This window comes from Clavibacter michiganensis, assembly GCF_016907085.1.
GTDB lineage: Bacteria > Actinomycetota > Actinomycetes > Actinomycetales > Microbacteriaceae > Clavibacter > Clavibacter michiganensis_O.
This window is the reverse complement of sequence record NZ_JAFBBJ010000001.1, coordinates 2,919,642-2,937,489: the sequence shown is the minus strand read 5'-3', so window position 1 is coordinate 2,937,489 and position 17,848 is coordinate 2,919,642. Positions and strand designations below refer to the sequence as shown.

Here is a 17,848-nt window from a genome sequence, read left to right as displayed (position 1 = left end):
CGCACGCCGCCCCCGCGGATCATCCAGGCCGAGAGCACACGTTGACACCCAGCACCACCACCACACCGCCTCGCCGGGCGCACCGCGTCCGGCGCTGGATCGTGCGCACCCTCCTGGCGCTGCTCGTGCTCCTGCTGGCCTGGCTCCTGGCCGGCATCCCGCTCTTCGTCTTCCCGCCGGCGAGCCAGCCGGACAAGGCCGACGTGATCTACGTCATCGGCCCGCCCAACCCCACCCGCCGCGACCTGGCGGCGAAGCTGGTGGAGGAGGGCTACTCCGACACGGTCGTGTTCTCGGTGCCGCCCACCGGCCCGCAGTCGGCCGCGGAGCTCGCGGCCTGCAACGGCGAGTTCCCCTACGCCGTCACGTGCGACACCCCGTCGCCCTTCACCACCCAGGGCGAGGCGCGCTATCTGCGCGAGAAGTCCGAGGAGAACGGCTGGACGAGCGCCATCGTCATCACCTGGACCCCGCACGTCACCCGCACCCAGCTGATCTTCTCGCGCTGCTTCACGGGCGACCTCATGGTGGTCGAGGACCCGGTGGACTTCAGCTTCCGCCAGTGGGTCTCGCAGTACACGTACCAGTCCGGCGCCTTCGTCAAGGCGCTCGTCACGCCCGGCTGCTGACGCCCGCTTCCCGCCCGTCCGTCGCTGCGTGGCCAGCCGGTCAGCCGCACGGGGTTGAATGGTCGTCATGACCCCCGCGATCGGCCCGACGACCGGCGACGACATCCACCTCATCTCACTCAACGTGCGCATGCCCTGGCACGGCACCCGCGAGGGCGAGGCCGACCACTGGCCCGAGCGCCAGGAGGTGCTCACGCGATTCCTGCAGCAGGAGCGGCCCACGGTGCTCGGCGTGCAGGAGGCGCTGTGGCCGCAGATCCAGGCGATCGAGAAGGCGCTGCCGCCCTCGTACCGCATGGTCGGGCAGGGCCGCGACGGCGGCAGCCACGGCGAGCACGGCGCGATCTTCTACCAGGCCTCCCGCCTCACGCTCCTCGAGCACGACGTGATGTGGCTCTCGGACACCCCCGACGTGATCGGCAGCATGACGTGGGGCAACCCCATGCCGCGGATCCTCACCTGGGCCCGCTTCCAGGACGAGGCCACCGGCCACCCGCTCGTGGTGCTCGACACGCACCTCGACCACGACGTCGCCGAGGCCCGCGACCTCGCGGCCGAGGCCATCGCCGAGCTCGTGCGCACGCGCTTCGCGGGACTGCCGCTCGTGCTCATGGGCGACTTCAACGCGCCCGTGGACTCGTTCCCCTACGACGCGCTCACCCGCCGTGCCGGCCTCCGCGACTCCTGGCTCGACACCGCCCGCCAGGCGACGCCCGCCTTCGGCACGTTCCCCGACTACCGCCCGCCGGTCGTCGACGGGCCGCGCATCGACTGGATCCTCGTGAGCGAGCGGGTGGACGTCCGCGCCGCCGCGGTCAACGACTTCGCCTGGCGCGGCCGCATGATGAGCGACCACCTGCCGGTGCAGGCGCTCGTGCGGCTGAGCTGACGCCGCCGGGTGGGCTGACGCCGGCCGTCACGCGTCCGTCGCCGCCCCGCGCGCCTCGTAGCCTGGGTGGATGACCACCGCACCGAAGGTATTCGCCATCCACGAGAACCCCGAGTGGTTCGGCCCGTTCGCCGCCGCGCTCGACGCGCGCGGCGTGCCGTACGAGGAGTGGCTCCTCACCGACGGCGTGCTCGAGATCGACGAGGCGCCGCCCGAGGGGATCTTCTGGTCGAGGATCAGCGCCTCGGCCCACACGCGCGACCACGCGCTGTCGAAGGACTACACGCGCGCGCTCATGTCGTGGCTGGAGGCGCACGGGCGCCGGACGGTCAACGGCCGCCGCACGATCGAGCTCGAGGTGAGCAAGGTCGACCAGCTCACCGCGCTCCGCGCCGCCGGCATCGAGGTGCCGCGCACGCGTGCCGTGATCGGCAGCCACCGCATCGTCGAGGCGGCCCGCGGCCTCCCGACCCCGTTCATCACGAAGCACAACCAGGGCGGCAAGGGGCTCGGCGTCCGCAAGTTCGACAGCGTCGAGGAGCTGGCCGCCTACGTGGAGGGGCCCGACTTCGAGGAGCCGCAGGACGGGATCACGCTGCTGCAGGAGTTCCTCGAGGCCGCGACGCCGCGGGTCACGCGCGTCGAGATCGTCGGCGGGGAGTTCGTCTACGCGATCCAGGCCGACACCGCGCGCGGCGGCTACCAGCTCTGCCCGGCCGACGCGTGCGCGATCGACCCGACCACCGGTGCGCTCGTGATGCCGCCCGGGGCGACCATCGCGCAGCAGCCGGGCGACACGATCTTCTCGCTGCGGGAGGACATCACCGCGGAGCACCCGCTCGTGGAGAAGTACGTCGCCTTCCTCGCGGGGCTCGGGATCGAGGTGGCCGGCATCGAGTTCATCGAGACCGCGGACGGCCGGCTCGTGACCTACGACGTGAACACCAACACCAACTACAACGCGGGTGTCGAGGCGGTCGCGCCGGCGTCGGGCCCGGGCGCGGTGGCCGAGCTGCTGGAGCGCGTGCTGCGGGAGACGTACCCGGAGGGCTGACGCCGGAGGGCTGAGCCTGGCCCGCGGGGGCCGGGCCGCCGGATCAGGTCGCCGGGCCGCCGTCCTCGGGCGCGACCGCGGAGGTGGCCGCGCCCTGGTCCTCGGCGATGCGCGTGTGGTGGTGGATGACCTCCGCGACGATGAAGTTCAGGAACTTCTCCGCGAACGCCGGATCGAGCCGGGACTCCTCGGCGAGGGCGCGGAGGCGGAGGATCTGGCGGCGCTCGCGCTCGGGATCCGCCGCGGGCAGCCCGTGCGCGGCCTTCAGCCGGCCGACCGACTGGGTGAACTTGAACCGCTCCGCGAGCATGTGGACGAGGGCGGCGTCGATGTTGTCGATGCTCCCGCGGATCTCCCCCAGCTCCTCGAGGGCGGCACGGGCGTCGTCGTCGAGGGGCGCCCCAGCGGGGCCGGTGTTCTCAGGCATGCGACGACCCTACCCATCCGCGCCTGGACGACGGAGGCGGGCGTCCCCGATGGGGACGCCCGCCTCGTGTCGTGCGGGTGGATCAGTCGACGATGGTGACCTTCACGTCGATGTTGCCGCGCGTGGCGTTGGAGTACGGGCAGACCTGGTGGGCCGCGTCCGCGATCTCCTGGCGGCGCTCGGGCGCCACGTTCGGGAGGTAGACGTCGAGCTCGACCGCGAGGCCGAAGCCGCCCTGGCCGTTGTCGCCGATCGAGACGCTGGCGGAGACGCCCGCGTCCTTCGTGTCGACGCCGGCGTTCTTGCCGACGAGGTGGGTGGCGCCGAGGAAGCAGGCGCTGTACCCGGCGGCGAAGAGCTGCTCGGGGTTCGTGCCCTCGCCCGATCCGCCCATCTCCTTGGGGGGACGGGTGTCGAAGTCGATGCGGTCGTCCTCGCTGCGGACGTGTCCGTCGCGTCCTCCGCCGGAGGCGTGCGCGATAGCGGTGTAGATGGGTTCCATGGATCCATCAGACCACGACGGGCCTGGGAGCGCGCGCCGCCCGCGGTGGACGTTCGCGGCACGGACGGTGGATCGCGGGCGAACGCGGCGGGACGCGCGTCCGGTCTCCGCGCGCCGCCCGGGCGCGTCGCGGCGGTCCCTTCCTCGGCCCGCCGGCGGTCAGGGCAGCAGGCCCGAGCGGTAGCCCCACACGACGGTCTGCAGGCGGTCGCGGGTGCCGAGCTTCGTCATGATCCGGGTGAGGTGCGACTTCACGGTGCTCGTCTCGATCACGAGCCGTCCGCCGATCTCGTCGTTGGAGAGGCCGTCGCCCAGGAGCCGCACGATGTCCTGCTCGCGCGGCGTGAGGACCTCGGTGCCGGGGTGCACGGCGAACGCCGAACGGCGGCGGGTGAACTCGGCCATGACGCGGCGCGTGGTCACGCCGTCGAGCGCGGCGCGGCCCTCGGCGAGCGCCCGGACGGCCTGGATGAACTCCTCGGGCTCGGCGTCCTTGAGCACGAAGCCGCGGGCGCCGGCCTCGAGCGCGCCGAAGACGTACTCGTCGAGGTCGAACGTGGTGGCGACGAGGACGGCGGGCGCCTGCCGGTCGTCGCCGGGCGCGGGGACGGGGGCGGGCGCCTCCGCGTCCGCTCCGGTGATCGCGCGGGTCGCCTCGATGCCGTCGCCGCCGGGCATGCGCACGTCCATCACGACGACGTCGGGCGCCAGGCGGCGCACGAGCTCCACCGCCTCGCGGCCGCCCGCGGCCTCGCCGACCACCTCGATCCCGCCGGCCGTCTCCAGCACGACGCGGAAGCCGGCGCGGACGATGGACTGGTCGTCGACCAGGACGACGCGGATCATGCGTCGGCCCTCGGCGCCGGCACGGGCTCCACGGGCAGCTCGAGGCGCACGCGCCAGGTGCCGGATCCGGTCGGTCCCGCCTCCAGGCGTCCGCCGACGAGCGCGGCCCGCTCGCGCATCCCGACGAGGCCGTAGCCCGGCGCGGTCGCCGAGGCGGCGGCGGGCAGCGCGTTCTCGATGGTGAGGGCGATGCGCGCGGGGCCGGCCTCCGTCGTGAGCGTGACGGCGGATCCGGGTGCGTGCCGCCGGGCGTTGGCGAGCGACTCCTGCACGGTGCGGTACGCGGTGACGTCGGCGAGCGGCGCGAGGGCGGGCGCGGCGCCCGTCGCGCGCTCCTCGACCTCGGTGCCGGCCGTGCGGGCGGCCTCGACGAGCTCCGGCAGGTCGGCGAGGCCGGGCACGGGGGCGGTGCCGGCCGCGCCGCCGCCCTCGCCGTCGGCGCCCTGGCGGAGGATCCCGACGATGGAGCGCAGCGCGTCCAGCGTCTCGCGGCCCTGGAGGCGGATCCCGCGGAGGGAGTCCTTGGCGCGCTCCGGGTCGCGGTCGACCAGGCGCTCGGCCGCGCCGGCCTGCACGACGAGCGCCGTGAGGTGGTGCGCGGCCACGTCGTGCAGCTCGCGGGCCATGCGGGTGCGCTCGGCGGCGACCGCGGCCCTGCTGAGCGCGGCCTGGTGCTCGAGGGTCTCGGCCGCCCGCGCGAGCACGTCCCCGTCGTGACGGCGGCGGAGCGCGACCCAGGAGCCGACGGCGGCGCTCGCGGCGGCGATGAGCAGGCCGCTGACGAGGATCGACACGGCCGCGATGACCGTGTCGACGCTGAGCCCGGCGTGCACGGCCGTGGGCACGAGCAGCGCCCTGACCTGGCCGGTGGCGGCCAGGTAGGCGCCGACGGCCTCGATGCCGATGGCGGCGGCCACGAGGCGGATCGCGGAGGCCGGCGGCAGGAGCGCCGCGACCGTGTAGGCCGCGACGACGGGCGCGGCCGCCCAGAACCCGAAGTGGGGCGGGATCACCGCGACGAGCGCCCCTTGGAGGAGCGACACCGCGAGGAGCGTCGAGCGCGGGTGCCGGCGGCGGAACGCGAGGGGCGCGCACTGCGCGACCGCGAGGATCGCGATGAGCGCGCCCTGCGCCGGGGACATGCTGCGCGAGGTGCCGTCCGCCCAGACGAGCGCGGCGAGCACGCCGAGGAGCAGCACCGTGAGGAGCGCCCAGGCCGCGGCGGCCGCGGCGTCCCGGCCCGCGTCGGTGCGGATCCCGATGCGGGAGAGGCCGGCGCGGATCCCCTCGGCGAGCGCCCCGCGGGGACGGACGGCGACGCGGGCGCTCGCGGCCGAGGCGGCGGGCATCGGGTGGGTCACGCTCCGAGCATGCCAGGCCGGCCGGCCGACGCCGTCGCCCGCGTCGTCGCCCGCGTCGCCGCGCATCAGTAGCTCACGCTCGGCGCGAGCAGCCGGAAGCCGACCGCGAAGGCGGCGACGGCGATCAGCGCGAGGAGCACGAGGATCCGTCCGGCGACGATCCAGGCACCGCGCCGCGTCCGCACGGCCTGCCACGCGGCGAGCGCGGCGGGGATCACCGCGAGGGCGCCGAGGATCTGCAGCCCCTGCAGGGTGCGGAGCGCGCCGGCGGGGACGTCGACGAAGGACAGGGCCTGGACGGCCGCGGCCGTCCAGCCGAGGAGCGCCACGAGCGTCACGGCCTGGCCGATGCGGGAGAGCAGGTGGGCGCGGCTGCGGCGGGGACGCGGCGCGGCGGGGACGGCGGCGTCGGCGCGGGCCGACCGGCGGCGACCGATCCCGGCGATCGCGGTGGCCGGCCAGACGATCACCGAGACCAGCAGCACGGCGATCGACGCGAGCAGCAGGGGCATCGCGACGGACGCGACCTGCCACGGCTCGGCCCGGAGCAGCGTGAAGGACGCGCCCCAGGAGATCGCGTCGACCGGTCCGCCGTCGGCGGAGGCGCGGGTCGCGAGCACGGCGTCGCCGCCCACCTCGCGCCACAGGTCGTCGCCCGCCTTCTCGTAGACGCCCGTCGTGACGCCGAGCGGCTTCGGGGTGACCGCGATGGTGCCGTCGGCGCGCGGGACAATCTCCGTCTGCCCGCTGAGGATGAGCAGCGCACCCGGGTTGGAGAACGGGGAGCGGGAGGAGAGCCAGGTGCCGGCGAGCGCGGCGGCGGCCTCGGGGTCGCCCGTCGGCGCGGCGGTGGATCCGGCGGTGCCGTCGTCGGCGCGCAGGTACCGGTCCGCGAAGCCCTGCAGCACGGTCGTGCGGAGCTCGAGGGTGTCGACGGCGTCGCGGCCGTTGCCGTTGAAGGTCACGAAGATGCCGGCGTCGCTCTCCGGGAACATGCGCATCGCCGTGTGGAAGACGTTGGTGTCGCCGTCGTGGCCGAAGGCCGGGACGCCCGGCGTGCTGTCGTCGAAGAAGGCGAGGTCCATGCGCTGGCCGGCGGCGAGGGTGCCGAGCTGGTCGGCGCCGAGGGCCGGGCGGTGCATCTCTTCGAGGGTGGCGGGATCCAGGAGCGCCTGCTCGTCGGGCAGGTCGCCGAGGTGCCCGAGCATGAAGCGGGCCATGTCGGTCGCGGTCGCGGAGAGCGCGCCGGCCGGTGCCGCGTTGACGACCTCCGTCGGGTAGGAGGGCTGGGAGTCGTCGGGGTAGCCCTTCGCGAGGCGCGCGTCGAGGTCGGCGGGGAGCGGCTGCGCGAAGGACGACGAGGTCATCCCGGCGCGGTCGAGCACCTCCTGCTGCACGAGGTCGACGAAGGGCTTCCCGGCGACGCGCTCGGCGACGTACCCGGCGAGGCTGGCGCCGTAGTTCGAGTACGCGGGCGTGGTGCCGGGGACGAAGACCTGCTCCGGCGGATCCGTCCTCATCACGTCGCCGAGGGCGCGCTCGCTGCCGGGCAGGCCGATGAGGCCCGTGATGACCTCCTCGAATCCGGACGTGTGGGTGAGGAGGTGGCGCAGCGTTACGGCGCCCTTCGGGGTGTCGAGGTCGAAGTCGAGGTACTGCTGCACGTCGGCGTCGAGGTCGAGGCGGCCCTCCTCTACGAGCTGCATGACGGCGGTGGCGGAGACCACCTTGCTCACGGAGCCGACGCGGAAGAGGGTGTCGTCGGGATCCACCGGCCGGGCGGGCGAGCCCTCGGTGCCCGTGTCGGCGAGGCCGTAGCCGCGGGAGGTGAGCACCTGGCCGTCGGCGACGACCGCGACGGCGGCGCCGGGGATCCCGGTGGTCGGCAGCGCGGAGCCGACGACGCCGTCGAGCCAGGCGTCGAGGTCGTCCTTCGTGAGGTCGTGGCCGCCCTGCTGGTGCTGCGGCGGGGCTGGGGGCGACGGATCCGCGGGGGTCGCGGTCGTGGCGGCGCCCGCGGCGAGCGGGAGGGCGACGGCCAGGGCGAGCGCGCCGACGGTCGCGGCGAGGCGCCGGGAGCGGCGGCCGCGGGTCGGGGCGGCGGGGGTGGAGCGGGGTGTCGTGTCCATGCCTGCAACGCTCCCGTCTGGGCCGCTCCCGCACAGGGCGCGGGAGTCGGCACCCGGGTTGCGACTCGAGTCGCAGGCGCGGGGCGACGGGCGTCGACGGCCGGGCGGCTACGCGTCCGCGACGAGCTCGATCTTGAACCGCTCGCCGTCTTCCAGGAACGCGGCGCGGTGGTCGGGCCCGCCCGCGAACGGGTGGCGGTCCGCGTAGAGGCGCGCCCAGCCGTGGTCGGGCGCGTCGGCCCAGAGCCGGTCGACGTCGGCGGCGGATCCCGCGTGGAACGCGAGGTGGCTGAGGCCCGCCGTGCGTCGGTCGTGCGGGGCGTCGCGCGGGGCCCGGGCGATCACGAGGTACGCGTCGCCGAGGCGGAGGCTCCGGCCGTCGGCCCAGCTGGCGTCCTCCGCGTAGCCGAGCTCGCCGAGGATCCAGCCCCAGGAGGCGAGCGCCGCATCGAGGTCGCGCACCTGCAGCTCCACGTGGTGGAGGGATCCGCGGGTCGTCACGCGGGTCGTCACGCGGGTCGGCGGCGCGCGACGGCGTGCCGCGCGAGGAACGCGCCCGACTTGAGCGTCAGCCGCGGCTCGGCCCGACGCAGGAGCCGGGTCGCCGTCACGGGGTCGACCCCGCGCGCCGGGTCGACCTCGGTGAGCGTCCGCGCCGCCCACTCCAGCGCGGCGAGCGGCGGCTGCCCGCTCCGGGCGGCCGGCCCGCCGAAGACCGCGTGCAGCCGCGCGCGCGGATCCTCCCGGTCGCCGAACACCATGGCCGCCCACCTGCTCTGCATCGTGCGTCTCCCGTCGTCGCGTCGTCCCCTCCACGGTAGGGAGGAGGCCGCCGCGGTCGCGTCCGCCGCACGGGGGACGCTCCCGCCGCACGAGGGATGCGGCCCCACGGGACAGCGCACGGTACACCCCGCGAGGCGGCGCGCGGGGACGGGGGGCGCTTCCCGCACGCCGCGCGCCCCGACGCCGTATGGTGAGCGCGTCGCCCCGCATCGCCGGGGCCGCACGACGCGCCGCCGACGTCCGAACGTCAGGTGCGCGAGCTGGTCACCGATGCACGCGCCGCCGCCTCCCCCGGCCCGACGCGCCGCCCCGCAGGACCGGGCACGGCTTCCCGGCCGGTCCCGACGCTGCGTCCCGTCACACCGATGTGCACCTCCCGGAGGCACTCCATCCCCCACGTCCGCTGCTACCCCGCCGTCGACGCCCGCCGCGTCCACGCCAGCGCACCTCCTCCGCCCGCGGACGCCGATCCCGGCAGCCGCAGCTACCTCGACTTCGCCGTGGTCGCCGAGCACGACGGCCCCCACTCCGTCGCCGTCACCTACGACCACCGCGCATCCACCCCGCTCGCCCTCGGCTTCGCGCTCGACCGCGCGCAGACCCGCACCGTGCGCTACCCGCCGCTCGTCGAGGGCGCGACCCGCCGGACGCTGGCCGTCGACGTCCAGATGCGCCGCGGACCCGGCGTGATCCGCGTGGCCGAGGGGCCGGAGGACGCGCGGCTGCACGTGCACTCGATCCGCGTCACGAGCGTCCGTCCCGCAGAGGACGCGGGCGGAGGGTCCGCCGCTCCGCCCCTGCCCGGCCCGCTCGCGACCGAGGCGGACGCGGCCTAGACCGCCGTCATCCGGCGCCCGTGACGGACGCCGGCGGGGAGCGGCGCCCCCGTCCGCGCCGCGCCTGGCGCTTCTGCCCCCGAGGGGCTACGTTCGCACCAGTCCCGATCGGATGCCCGTCCATGGGGACCTCGTGTGGCACTGCCGGAACGCGACGCCCCGGCGATGCGACACGAGCACACCAGGAGCCGACCCGGGTCCGGCGCCTGGGAGCAGGGCCCGACGCGCGGTCGCGCGTTCGTCGGGCCCGCGCTCGGTGGCGGCCGCGCGTCGCCTCAGCTCGCGGGCGGCGTGCGGAACAGGACCGGGCGTCCCTCGTGGGCCGCGATCCGCGCGTCGAGGCCGGCGCGGACGGCGGGCCACTCGTCGGCGAGGATCGAGTGGATCGCGGCGTCGCGCCAGGTGCCGTCCGCGCGCCGCTGGTCGCGTCGGCACACGCCCTCGAACGTCGCGCCGAGCTTGAGGATGGCGGCCCGCGAGTGGCCGTTGCGCGCGTCGGCCTGCAGCTTGACGCGCCCGAAGCCGGCGTCGAACGCGAGGCCGAGCAGGAGGCGCTTGGCCTCCGCGTTCACGACGGTGCCCCAGACGCGCGGGTCGTAGGCGGTCCAGCCGAGGTGCGCGCGCTCGCGGCGCACGTCGAGCTCGGTGAGGCTCGTGGTGCCGACGAGCTCGCCGTCGTGGGGGCCGCCGACGAGGATCACGGCGTGCGGCAGGTCGTCCCAGCGGAAGTAGCCGCGGGCCCACGCGTCGAACTCGGCCGGGTCGGTGCGGAGGCCGGCCGATCCGCCGCCGAAGCCGCCCGCGAAGACGGCCGGGTGCGCGATCGCGGCGCGGAGGGCGGGGAGGTGGGCGGACGAGAGCGGATCGAGCCGCACGTGGGTGCCGATGAGCGGGGCGGGCGCGGGGACGGTGGCGGTCACCAGGCCATGGTGGCAGACGGGCGGCCGGGGCCCGCGGTGGTCGCGGGCCCCGGCCGGGCGGGGATCCGGTCTAGCTGCCGGACGTCGCCTCGGGCGCGGGCGTCGTGGCGGGCGTGCCGCCGGACGTCGAGCCCTCGGAGGATCCGGGCGTGGTGGCCTGAGCCGCGGGACCGCCGGCGGGCGGGGTGGGCGCCTTGCCGTCCGCGCCGACGGGCGGGGCGGGCGGCGCGCAGCCGTCCGCGGGCGGGGCCGGCGGCGTCGCGGGAGTGCCGTCCGCGTTCGTCGGCGGCGCGGGCGGCGTCGCGGGCGTGCCGTCGGCGTTCGTGGGCGGGGTGGGAGGCGTCGGCGGCGTCGCGGGCGTGCCGTCCGCGTTCGTCGGGGGCGCCGGCACGGTGGCCGTGGATCCGTCCGCGTTCGTCGGCGGGGTCGGCGGAGCGGGCGGCGTCGCCGGAGTCCCGTCCGCGTTCGTGGGCGGCGCCGGCGGCGTGGATCCGTCGGGCAGCGTCACGGGCGCGGGCGGCGTCGTGCCATCGGGCAGCGCGGGCGGGGCGGGGCAGGTCGCGGTCGTGCCGCTCCCGGATCCGGTCGACCCGCTGGTGTCGCCGCCGTTCCCGTCGGCGTACGCCGCCGAGGAGAAGAGCGCGACGAGGCCGAGGGAGGCGCCCGCGATGCCGACGGCGATGCCCGTGCGGCGCTTCCGCGGAGCGGGCGTCGGCGCGCCGGGCTCCCGGGCGCCGCGGCCCTTCTCGAAGACGGTGATGGTGTCGTCCATGGTGGTCCTTCCGTGTCCGCCGCGGCGCGGGTGCGCCGGCGGTCGTGGATCCAGGCTCGGCATCGGATCTGAAGTCCTGCTTAAGTTCCGCGGCCCCAGCGGACATGGGCCCGGGATCGCCCATCCGCGGCTCCTACAGTCGGGACATGCTCCCTCCCGCACGCGTCCTCGTGGTCGAGGACGACGCCGCCATCCGCGCCGCCGTCGTCTCCACCCTCACCGCCGAGCGCTTCGTCGTCCGCGGCCTCGCGTCCGGCGTCGAGCTCGAGGAGGAGGTCAAGGGGTTCCTGCCCGACCTCGTGGTGCTCGACTGGATGCTGCCCGGACCGAGCGGGATCCAGCTGGCCGAGCGGATCCGCCGCTGGAGCGACGCGAGCGTCATCATGCTCACCGCCCGCGACGCCGTCGAGGACCGCCTGCGCGGCTTCGGCCAGGGCGTCGACGACTACATCGTGAAGCCGTTCGCGCTCGCGGAGCTCGTGGCGCGCGTCGGCGCGGTGCTCCGGCGGCGCGGGCGGCTCGCGTCCGTCGTGGAGATCGGCGACCTGCTGGTGGATCCCGACGCCGGACTCGCCCGCCGCGGCGGCGAGCAGCTCGAGCTGACCTCGATCGAGTTCCAGCTCCTCGCCTACCTCGCCGCCCACCGCGGCCGCACGCTCTCGAAGACGCAGCTGCTCACGCAGGTGTGGGGGTACGACCAGGCCGACCCGAACCTCGTCGAGGTCCACATCAGCGCGCTGCGCAAGAAGATGGAGGCGAAGGGGCCGCGGCTCCTGCACACCGTCCGCGGGCTCGGCTACCGGGTGGAGGCGTGAGCGCGCGCACCCGCGGCCGCGCCCTCGCCACGGCCCCGGACGGCCCGCTGCGCACCGGATCCCTCCGCACGCGCACCGTCCTCGCGGTGCTCGCGCTCCTCGCCGTGCTGCTCGTGGCGCTGTCGCTCACGGTGCAGGCGATCCTCGGGGCGCAGCTGCGGCAGCAGATCCAGGACCGGCTGGCCGACCGGGCGTCCGCCGCCGCCGCGCTCGTGGGCGTGCTCGACGACGACGCGCTGGCCGAGCGGCTCAGCGCGCAGGGCGTGGCCGTGCAGATCACGAGCCCGGACGGCGGCGCGGTCTCGGTGCGGCCGGGTCGCGATCCGCTCGGCGCCACGCTGCCCGGGCCGGATCCGCTGGGCTCGGCTCCCGGATCCGCCACGACCGCGACGCCCACGACGGGCGGCGACACGGTGACCGTCGCCTCGAGCGCCGTCAGCTCGGCGGACGGCTCCCTCACCCTCCGCTCCGACCTCAGCGACGGCACCGTGCTCGTGCTCTCGGCGGGCACCGGATCCGTGGACGACACGCTCGCCACCCTCCGCGGGATCCTCGCGGTGGCCTCCGTCGCGTTCCTCGTGCTCGCGGCGGTCGCGCTCGTCGTCGTGGTGCGCCGGACCCTGCAGCCGCTCGAGGACATGACCGGCGTCGCCCGCTCCATCGGCCGGGGCGACCGCGGCCGCCGCCTCCGTCCCACCCGACCCGGCACCGAGCTCGGCCGCACCGCGACCGCCTTCGACGAGATGCTCGACGACATCGAGCACGCGGAGCGCCAAGCCCTCGCCGCCGAGGCCCGCATGCGCGCGTTCGTGGCGGACGCGGCGCACGAGCTGCGGACGCCCGTCGCCGGGATCCGCGCCTCCGCCGACGCGCTCGTGCGCGCCGACCCGAGCGCCGAGGAGCGCGAGCGCCTGTCGGTGCACGTGGTGCGCGAGGCGATCCGCGCGGGCCGCCTCGTCGACGACATGCTCATGATGGCGCGCCTCGACGAGGGCCTCTCGGTCGAGGGCCGCCCCGTGCGGGTACCGCCCGTGGTCGAGCAGGCGGTCGCGCAGCAGCAGACCCGCACGCCCGGCACGCGCGTCGTCGCCGACGTCCGCGGTGCTCCGCCTGCCGTGCGCGCGGATCCCGACCGGCTCGCGCAGATCCTCGACAACCTCCTGCAGAACGCCGCCCGCTACGCGGCGTCCGAGGTGCGCGTGGAGGCGGAGGGCGCCGACGACGGCACCGTGCGCATCACGGTCGTCGACGACGGCCCCGGCGTCCCCGACGCCGACCGCGAGCGGATCTTCGACCGCCTCGTGCGCCTCGACGACGGCCGCGACCGCCGCGACGGCGGCGCGGGCCTCGGCCTCCCCATCGCCCGCGCCCTCGCCCGCGCCCAGGGCGGCGACCTCGTGTGCCTGCCCGCGACGCCGGGCGCCGGCGCCCGCTTCCGGCTGACGCTGCCGGTGGTGGATCCGGGCTGAGGTCTTGCGCGCGGCGCCGTCGAGGGTGTTGATTGTCGATAACATCGAGCATCGATAAGGGGACGCCATGGCGAGCACGGGGATCATCGAGAGCCGGCCGGTCCGGGAGCGGCCGCGCGTTCTGCGCGTCACGCGCTCCGTGCTGCTGCTGGTGATGACGGCGACGGTGATCGCGGACACGAGCCGCACCATCACGACCGCCACCGGCCGGTCCCTCTTCGCCGGCGGCGACACGGATCCCCGCCTCCCCCTCGCGGATCTCCCGCAGATCGCGGACGCGGTGCCGGCCGCGGGCGCCGACGGCACGCTGGCCGACGCCGACCTCCTGCTGCGCGTCCTCGGGGCGATGCCGTCCCTCGTCCACGGCGTGACCGTCGTGCTCGCGGTCGCGTGGCTCCTGCGAGCGCTCCGCGGCATCGCGCAGGGCGAGCCGTTCCACGCGTTCGTCGTCGCGAACTGGCGACGGCTGGCGGTCACGCTGCTCGTGGGCGGCGCGCTGCAGGGGATCGCGGACGTCGTCGCGCATGCGCACCTCGCGGCGGGGCTCGGGCTCGGCGCCCTCTTCGGCGCCCTGGGGACGTTCTCCGCCGGCCAGCCGACGGCGTCCGGCTTCCTCGGCGGCGACTACGACTCGATCAGCAGCACCGGCGCGACCTGGCCGCTCGACCTCCTCCTCTCGGGCCTCGTGGCCCTCGCCCTCACGGCCGCGTTCCGCGCCGGTGCCCGCCTCGCCGAGGACGCCGATGGCGTCGTCTGATCCGCACCGCATCGCCTGCCACCTCGACGCGGTGCTCCGGGCCCGCGGCATGACCCTCACCGAGCTGTCGGCCCGCACGGGGATCACCATGGCGAACCTGTCGATCCTCAAGAACGACCGCGCGAAGGCCATCCGCTTCACGACCCTCACGCTCATCTGCGACGCGACGGGCGCGACCCCGCAGGAGCTGTTCTCGATCACGCCGGCCGACTGACGCCGCCACCACCCCGGCCTACGCTGACGACATGAGCACCGACGCCCGCGCCCCGCGCACCCTGTCCGAGCACCGGCCCGAGGACGCGGAGGACCTCGTGATCGAGGTGCCGGCGGCGCGGCTGTCGGCGGTGCGCGTGCCCGCCCGCACCGGGGATCCGGCGACCGCGCCCGTCGCGCTGCTCGTCCCCGGCTTCACGGGCTCGAAGGAGGACTTCTTCCCGCTCCTCGGCCCGATCGCCGACCGCGGCTTCACCGTCGTGGCGTTCTCGCAGCGCGGGCAGTGGGGATCCACCGGCCCCGGCCAGGCCGAGCCGCCCGTGGACACGTCGGGCTACGAGCTCGAGACCCTCGGCCAGGACGTGCACCACGTGGTCGACGCGCTCGCGGGCGTCGGCGGATCCGGCGGCCGGCACGTCGCGACCGACGCCGCGCCCACCGCGCCCCTCGGGCCCGTGCACCTCCTCGGCCACAGCTTCGGCGGCGTCGTCGGCATGCAGGCCGTGGTCCGCGACCCCGGCCGCTTCGCCAGCTACACGCACTGGAACTCGGGCCCCCGGAGCCGCGGCGAGCGCTCCGAGCAGATCGCCGCGGTCCGCGCGTCGGGCAGCGCCGGGCTCTGGCCGCTGTGGTTCCTGCCCGAGCAGCTCGACGGCGACGACCCCGAGGTGGAGTGGTTCCGCACGCGCCTCGTCGGCACGGCGTCGGCGCAGCTGCTCGGCGCGCTGGAGATCATGCAGGCGCAGACCGACCGCGTCGACGAGCTGCGCGCGACAGGGATCCCGGTTCTCGTCTCCCACGGCGACGCCGACGACGCCTGGCCGCAGGACTGGCAGCGCGACATGGCCGCGCGCGCCGGCGCCCGCTACGAGGTCGTCGCGGACGCGGGCCACTCGGCGCAGGTCGACCAGCCGGAGGCGAGCGCGGATCTCCTCGCGGGCTTCTGGCGGAGCGCGGCGCCGGCCGCCTGACGCGCCGGTGCCGCGGGCCGCCCCTGCCGCCTCTGGTACCTTCGCGCCCATGCTGGTGACCCGATACCTCCAGGCCCTCGAGGACGCGGATCCCGCAGCCGCGATCTCCCTGTTCGCGCCCGGCGGCGTCGTGCACTCGCCGCTCTACGGCACGCTCCCGGCCACCGACTTCTACCCCGCGCTGTTCGCCGACACCTCGGCATCGCGCCTCACCCTGCGGCGGGTGATGCGCGCCGATGACGAGGGCACCCCGACCGTCGCGTTCTGGTTCGACTTCGCGTGGGTGCTCGCGAACGGCGATCCCGCGCCCTTCACGGTCGTGGACGTCGCCGAGCTCGACGACGAGGGCCGGATCGCGCAGCTGCACATCGTCTACGACACGGCGCCGATCCGCGCCGCCTTCGACCGCCAGCGCGCGTCCCGGCCCACGGCGTAAGGGAGCGGATCCCCGACAGCCGGCAGACCGCGACCCTCAGGACAGCCGGCCGGTGTCCTCCTGGAACCACCGGATGAGCTCGCGGAGCGCGGGCCGGATGGCGTCGTCCGGACGGTCGCCCTCCAGGTCCTCGAAGGACGCGCGGTAGCCGGGGATTCGCTCGGCGACGCGGGCGTCGTAGCGCGCGAACCCCATCGTCCAGTCGGGGAACTGCCGTTCGGTGATGCGCTCCTCCATCAGCGTGGAGATGCGCCCGTGGCGGTCGTCGGCGAGGATCGCGGCCATGCGCTCCCGGACGTCCTCCTCCTCGCCCTCGATCAACTGGAGGAAGCGCCCCTGCCGGTGGACGAGCAGGCCCGTCAGCCCATGGGCCTCATTCGTCGCCCGGCTCTGCGCCAGGAGCTGGGCGAGGTCGACGTCGTCGAAGGACCGCTCGGCGGTGCTGGAGTAGACGATGCAGAGCATGGGGTCCTTCCGCGTGCGCGGGGCCGGGTCCCCGCCGCCCCTCCAGCCTGGTCCTCCGGCGCGACGGCGACCATGACGCGGCCGGATACGTCGCCCGGCGGATGCCGCGCGCGCCGCGCCGCCGCTAGCCTCCGGCCATGATCATCTGGCTGAACGGGACGCACGGCGTGGGCAAGACGACGACGGCGCGGCTCGTGCAGGAGCGGATCCCCGACAGCCGCGTCCTCGACGCCGAGAAGGTCGGCGAGGTGCTCATGGACATCCGGCCGCCGCTCCCGCAGCTAGACGACTTCCAGCACTGGACGCCGTGGCGGCCGCTCGTCGTCGAGACCGCGCGCCGCGTGCTCGACTATGCCGGCGGCACGCTCGTGATGCCCATGACGGTGCTCGTCGAGGGGTACTGGCGCGAGATCAGCGGGGGCCTCGCCGCGCACGGGGTCCCCATCCGCCACTTCGTGCTGCACACGGACACCGCGACCCTCCGCGACCGCATCCAGCACGACCTCGACGTCGGTCCGTCGGCCTTCCGCTTCTCCCGCGTCGAGCCGTACGCGGAGGCGGCGCGCACCTGGCTGCACGCCGAGGCGGAGGTGGTCGACACGTCGCGCATCACGCCGGAGCAGGCGGCGGATCGGATCGCGGAGGCCGTCCTCGCGGGAGCGCCTGGCGCCTGATCCTCGTCAGGCCCGGTCGTGCAGCGTCACCTGGTAGCCGTCGGGGTCCGCGAACGCGAACGTCCGGCCGAAGGGCCCATCGAAGGGCGCGGTGACGATGCGGTGGCCGTCCGCGACGAGCGCGTCGTGGATCCCCTGCACGTCGGTCGCATGCAGCCAGAGGGCCGCGCCGATCCCGGGCTGCGGCGTCCTGGCGATGTCCGTGCCGGCGACCACGTCGCGGAGCGCGAACGCGATGGGCGTCGTGGTGAAGACCACGGCGTGCGGGGGTCCGGCGGGCGAGCGGACGAGGCCGAGGAACCGCTCGTAGAAGGCGCGCGAGGCGTCGAGGTCGGTGACCTGGAGCGAGATGAAGTCGGGGCCGGTGACGGGCATGGTGCCTCCTGTGTTCGATGTCAGATGCCTGACATGAAGGAGCGTATGTCAGAATGCTGACATGAGTCAAGGCGCCGACGGCATCGACCTCCCGACCTCGCTCGGCTACCTGTTGAAGGAGGCCGCGAGCGCCCTGCGCGCCGCCATGGAGGAGGCGCTGCGGCCCCTCGGCATGACGATCACCCACTACTCGTGCCTGGAGCTCCTCGCCCAGCGGCCCGGTTCCTCGAACTCCGACCTCGCCCGCGGCGCCTTCGTGACGCGGCAGTCCATGAACGTGCTGCTGCAAACCCTCGAGCGCGACGGCATCGTCACCCGTCCGGCGCAGGAGGCGGTCGGCCGCGTGCAGCCGACGCGCCTCACCGCGGCGGGCCGCCGGCAGCTGGCGAAGGCGAGCGCGGCCGTGCGCGCGGTGGAGCTGAGGATGCTCGGCGACCTCAGCGAGGCCGACCGCGACGCGGCGACGCGGATCCTCCGCGGCATGGTGCGGTCGCTACGCGATGGTGGGGCATGACCCGCTAGCAG

23 protein-coding genes are annotated in these 17,848 nt (G+C 75.5%); 12 read left to right on the top strand and 11 right to left on the bottom strand.

Annotated features, from left to right (window positions below):
- Positions 1 to 101 precede the first annotated feature (101 nt).
- The 3 genes from JOE38_RS13990 to JOE38_RS13980 all read left to right on the top strand — a co-directional run bounded on the left by JOE38_RS13990 (position 102) and on the right by JOE38_RS13980 (position 2,572).
- Positions 102 to 629: a YdcF family protein gene (locus JOE38_RS13990; protein WP_307838888.1), complete on the top strand. Its 528-nt coding sequence runs from the start codon at positions 102 to 104 to the stop codon at positions 627 to 629.
- 67 nt (positions 630 to 696) lie between these two features.
- Positions 697 to 1,518: an endonuclease/exonuclease/phosphatase family protein gene (locus tag JOE38_RS13985; protein WP_239544839.1), complete on the top strand. Its 822-nt coding sequence runs from the start codon at positions 697 to 699 to the stop codon at positions 1,516 to 1,518.
- Positions 1,519 to 1,588: 70 nt separating this feature from the next.
- Positions 1,589 to 2,572, top strand: coding sequence for an ATP-grasp domain-containing protein (locus tag JOE38_RS13980; RefSeq protein WP_204576822.1), 984 nt, complete (start codon positions 1,589 to 1,591; stop codon positions 2,570 to 2,572).
- 43 nt (positions 2,573 to 2,615) lie between these two features.
- On the opposite strand, the gene JOE38_RS13975 is transcribed toward JOE38_RS13980, so the two are convergent.
- The 7 genes from JOE38_RS13975 to JOE38_RS13945 form a co-directional block, all read right to left on the bottom strand.
- Positions 2,616 to 2,999 (bottom strand): chorismate mutase, encoded by a 384-nt coding sequence (locus tag JOE38_RS13975; RefSeq protein WP_204576821.1) that lies wholly within the window; start codon positions 2,997 to 2,999, stop codon positions 2,616 to 2,618.
- Between the two features lie 82 nt (positions 3,000 to 3,081).
- Positions 3,082 to 3,501, bottom strand: coding sequence for an organic hydroperoxide resistance protein (locus JOE38_RS13970; RefSeq protein WP_011931929.1), 420 nt, complete (start codon positions 3,499 to 3,501; stop codon positions 3,082 to 3,084).
- Positions 3,502 to 3,660: 159 nt separating this feature from the next.
- Positions 3,661 to 4,347 carry a response regulator transcription factor gene (locus tag JOE38_RS13965; protein WP_204576820.1) on the bottom strand — a complete coding sequence of 229 codons (687 nt, stop codon included), beginning with the start codon at positions 4,345 to 4,347 and terminating at the stop codon, positions 3,661 to 3,663.
- A complete protein-coding gene (locus JOE38_RS13960; RefSeq protein ID WP_307838887.1) occupies positions 4,344 to 5,708 on the bottom strand; it encodes a sensor histidine kinase in 1,365 nt (454 codons plus the stop codon). The genes JOE38_RS13965 and JOE38_RS13960 overlap by 4 nt, the downstream gene beginning before the upstream one ends.
- Positions 5,709 to 5,773: 65 nt before the next feature.
- Positions 5,774 to 7,837 (bottom strand): serine hydrolase domain-containing protein, encoded by a 2,064-nt coding sequence (locus JOE38_RS13955; protein WP_204576819.1) that lies wholly within the window; start codon positions 7,835 to 7,837, stop codon positions 5,774 to 5,776.
- A gap of 108 nt (positions 7,838 to 7,945) precedes the next feature.
- Entirely contained in the window at positions 7,946 to 8,350 is a 405-nt protein-coding gene (locus tag JOE38_RS13950) for a VOC family protein (protein WP_374191164.1), read from the bottom strand.
- On the bottom strand, positions 8,347 to 8,619 hold the full coding sequence (locus tag JOE38_RS13945; protein ID WP_204576818.1) for a hypothetical protein: 273 nt from the start codon (positions 8,617 to 8,619) through the stop codon (positions 8,347 to 8,349). The genes JOE38_RS13950 and JOE38_RS13945 overlap by 4 nt, the downstream gene beginning before the upstream one ends.
- 366 nt (positions 8,620 to 8,985) lie before the next feature.
- On the opposite strand from JOE38_RS13945, the gene JOE38_RS13940 reads away from it, so the two are divergent.
- Positions 8,986 to 9,456, top strand: a complete 471-nt coding sequence (locus tag JOE38_RS13940; protein ID WP_239544838.1) for a hypothetical protein — start codon at positions 8,986 to 8,988, stop codon at positions 9,454 to 9,456.
- Positions 9,457 to 9,731: 275 nt separating this feature from the next.
- Here JOE38_RS13940 and JOE38_RS13935 read toward each other — a convergent pair whose 3' ends face one another.
- Together JOE38_RS13935 and JOE38_RS13930 are read right to left on the bottom strand one after the other, a co-directional pair.
- Entirely contained in the window at positions 9,732 to 10,376 is a 645-nt protein-coding gene (locus JOE38_RS13935; protein WP_204576817.1) for a GNAT family N-acetyltransferase, read from the bottom strand.
- A 70-nt stretch (positions 10,377 to 10,446) separates the two neighbouring features.
- On the bottom strand, positions 10,447 to 11,148 hold the full coding sequence (locus tag JOE38_RS13930; protein ID WP_204576816.1) for a hypothetical protein: 702 nt from the start codon (positions 11,146 to 11,148) through the stop codon (positions 10,447 to 10,449).
- A gap of 146 nt (positions 11,149 to 11,294) precedes the next feature.
- On the opposite strand from JOE38_RS13930, the gene JOE38_RS13925 reads away from it, so the two are divergent.
- The 6 genes from JOE38_RS13925 to JOE38_RS13900 all read left to right on the top strand — a co-directional run bounded on the left by JOE38_RS13925 (position 11,295) and on the right by JOE38_RS13900 (position 15,809).
- Positions 11,295 to 11,963, top strand: coding sequence for a response regulator transcription factor (locus tag JOE38_RS13925; RefSeq protein ID WP_204576815.1), 669 nt, complete (start codon positions 11,295 to 11,297; stop codon positions 11,961 to 11,963).
- Positions 11,960 to 13,432, top strand: coding sequence for a sensor histidine kinase (locus tag JOE38_RS13920; protein WP_204576814.1), 1,473 nt, complete (start codon positions 11,960 to 11,962; stop codon positions 13,430 to 13,432). Before JOE38_RS13925 ends, JOE38_RS13920 begins: the two co-directional genes overlap by 4 nt.
- A gap of 67 nt (positions 13,433 to 13,499) precedes the next feature.
- Positions 13,500 to 14,189 carry a hypothetical protein gene (locus JOE38_RS13915; RefSeq protein ID WP_204576813.1) on the top strand — a complete coding sequence of 230 codons (690 nt, stop codon included), beginning with the start codon at positions 13,500 to 13,502 and terminating at the stop codon, positions 14,187 to 14,189.
- The gene (locus JOE38_RS13910) at positions 14,176 to 14,403 is read left to right on the top strand and encodes a helix-turn-helix domain-containing protein (RefSeq protein WP_204576812.1); all 228 of its coding nucleotides are present in this window, start codon (positions 14,176 to 14,178) and stop codon (positions 14,401 to 14,403) included. Before JOE38_RS13915 ends, JOE38_RS13910 begins: the two co-directional genes overlap by 14 nt.
- Before the next feature lie 31 nt (positions 14,404 to 14,434).
- Complete coding sequence (locus JOE38_RS13905; protein WP_204576811.1) at positions 14,435 to 15,373, top strand: alpha/beta fold hydrolase; 939 nt, start codon at positions 14,435 to 14,437, stop codon at positions 15,371 to 15,373.
- 49 nt (positions 15,374 to 15,422) lie between these two features.
- Entirely contained in the window at positions 15,423 to 15,809 is a 387-nt protein-coding gene (locus JOE38_RS13900; RefSeq protein ID WP_204576810.1) for a nuclear transport factor 2 family protein, read from the top strand.
- A gap of 36 nt (positions 15,810 to 15,845) precedes the next feature.
- On the opposite strand, the gene JOE38_RS13895 is transcribed toward JOE38_RS13900, so the two are convergent.
- Positions 15,846 to 16,274 carry a BLUF domain-containing protein gene (locus JOE38_RS13895; RefSeq protein ID WP_204576809.1) on the bottom strand — a complete coding sequence of 143 codons (429 nt, stop codon included), beginning with the start codon at positions 16,272 to 16,274 and terminating at the stop codon, positions 15,846 to 15,848.
- A 137-nt stretch (positions 16,275 to 16,411) separates the two neighbouring features.
- Between JOE38_RS13895 and JOE38_RS13890 the strand changes: the two genes are divergently transcribed.
- The gene (locus JOE38_RS13890; RefSeq protein WP_204576808.1) at positions 16,412 to 16,948 is read left to right on the top strand and encodes an AAA family ATPase; all 537 of its coding nucleotides are present in this window, start codon (positions 16,412 to 16,414) and stop codon (positions 16,946 to 16,948) included.
- Between the two features lie 6 nt (positions 16,949 to 16,954).
- On the opposite strand, the gene JOE38_RS13885 is transcribed toward JOE38_RS13890, so the two are convergent.
- Positions 16,955 to 17,323 (bottom strand): VOC family protein, encoded by a 369-nt coding sequence (locus JOE38_RS13885; protein ID WP_204576807.1) that lies wholly within the window; start codon positions 17,321 to 17,323, stop codon positions 16,955 to 16,957.
- 61 nt (positions 17,324 to 17,384) lie between these two features.
- Here JOE38_RS13885 and JOE38_RS13880 point away from each other — a divergent pair, with 61 nt between their 5' ends.
- Positions 17,385 to 17,837 carry a MarR family winged helix-turn-helix transcriptional regulator gene (locus tag JOE38_RS13880; RefSeq protein WP_204576806.1) on the top strand — a complete coding sequence of 151 codons (453 nt, stop codon included), beginning with the start codon at positions 17,385 to 17,387 and terminating at the stop codon, positions 17,835 to 17,837.
- The last annotated feature ends 11 nt before the right edge of the window (positions 17,838 to 17,848 follow it).

Excerpts from the sequence above, each read along its gene's own strand:
- JOE38_RS13985 (WP_239544839.1), top strand. The coding sequence starts at position 697 with ATGACCCCCGCGATCGGCCCGACGACCGGCGACGACATCCACCTCATC.
- JOE38_RS13980 (WP_204576822.1), top strand. The coding sequence starts at position 1,589 with ATGACCACCGCACCGAAGGTATTCGCCATCCACGAGAACCCCGAGTGG.
- JOE38_RS13975 (WP_204576821.1), bottom strand. The coding sequence starts at position 2,999 with ATGCCTGAGAACACCGGCCCCGCTGGGGCGCCCCTCGACGACGACGCC.
- JOE38_RS13970 (WP_011931929.1), bottom strand. The coding sequence starts at position 3,501 with ATGGAACCCATCTACACCGCTATCGCGCACGCCTCCGGCGGAGGACGC.
- JOE38_RS13965 (WP_204576820.1), bottom strand. The coding sequence starts at position 4,347 with ATGATCCGCGTCGTCCTGGTCGACGACCAGTCCATCGTCCGCGCCGGC.
- JOE38_RS13955 (WP_204576819.1), bottom strand. The coding sequence starts at position 7,837 with ATGGACACGACACCCCGCTCCACCCCCGCCGCCCCGACCCGCGGCCGC.
- JOE38_RS13945 (WP_204576818.1), bottom strand. The coding sequence starts at position 8,619 with ATGCAGAGCAGGTGGGCGGCCATGGTGTTCGGCGACCGGGAGGATCCG.
- JOE38_RS13940 (WP_239544838.1), top strand. The coding sequence starts at position 8,986 with ATGTGCACCTCCCGGAGGCACTCCATCCCCCACGTCCGCTGCTACCCC.
- JOE38_RS13930 (WP_204576816.1), bottom strand. The coding sequence starts at position 11,148 with ATGGACGACACCATCACCGTCTTCGAGAAGGGCCGCGGCGCCCGGGAG.
- JOE38_RS13925 (WP_204576815.1), top strand. The coding sequence starts at position 11,295 with ATGCTCCCTCCCGCACGCGTCCTCGTGGTCGAGGACGACGCCGCCATC.
- JOE38_RS13915 (WP_204576813.1), top strand. The coding sequence starts at position 13,500 with ATGGCGAGCACGGGGATCATCGAGAGCCGGCCGGTCCGGGAGCGGCCG.
- JOE38_RS13910 (WP_204576812.1), top strand. The coding sequence starts at position 14,176 with ATGGCGTCGTCTGATCCGCACCGCATCGCCTGCCACCTCGACGCGGTG.
- JOE38_RS13905 (WP_204576811.1), top strand. The coding sequence starts at position 14,435 with ATGAGCACCGACGCCCGCGCCCCGCGCACCCTGTCCGAGCACCGGCCC.
- JOE38_RS13900 (WP_204576810.1), top strand. The coding sequence starts at position 15,423 with ATGCTGGTGACCCGATACCTCCAGGCCCTCGAGGACGCGGATCCCGCA.
- JOE38_RS13895 (WP_204576809.1), bottom strand. The coding sequence starts at position 16,274 with ATGCTCTGCATCGTCTACTCCAGCACCGCCGAGCGGTCCTTCGACGAC.
- JOE38_RS13890 (WP_204576808.1), top strand. The coding sequence starts at position 16,412 with ATGATCATCTGGCTGAACGGGACGCACGGCGTGGGCAAGACGACGACG.
- JOE38_RS13885 (WP_204576807.1), bottom strand. The coding sequence starts at position 17,323 with ATGCCCGTCACCGGCCCCGACTTCATCTCGCTCCAGGTCACCGACCTC.
- JOE38_RS13880 (WP_204576806.1), top strand. The coding sequence starts at position 17,385 with ATGAGTCAAGGCGCCGACGGCATCGACCTCCCGACCTCGCTCGGCTAC.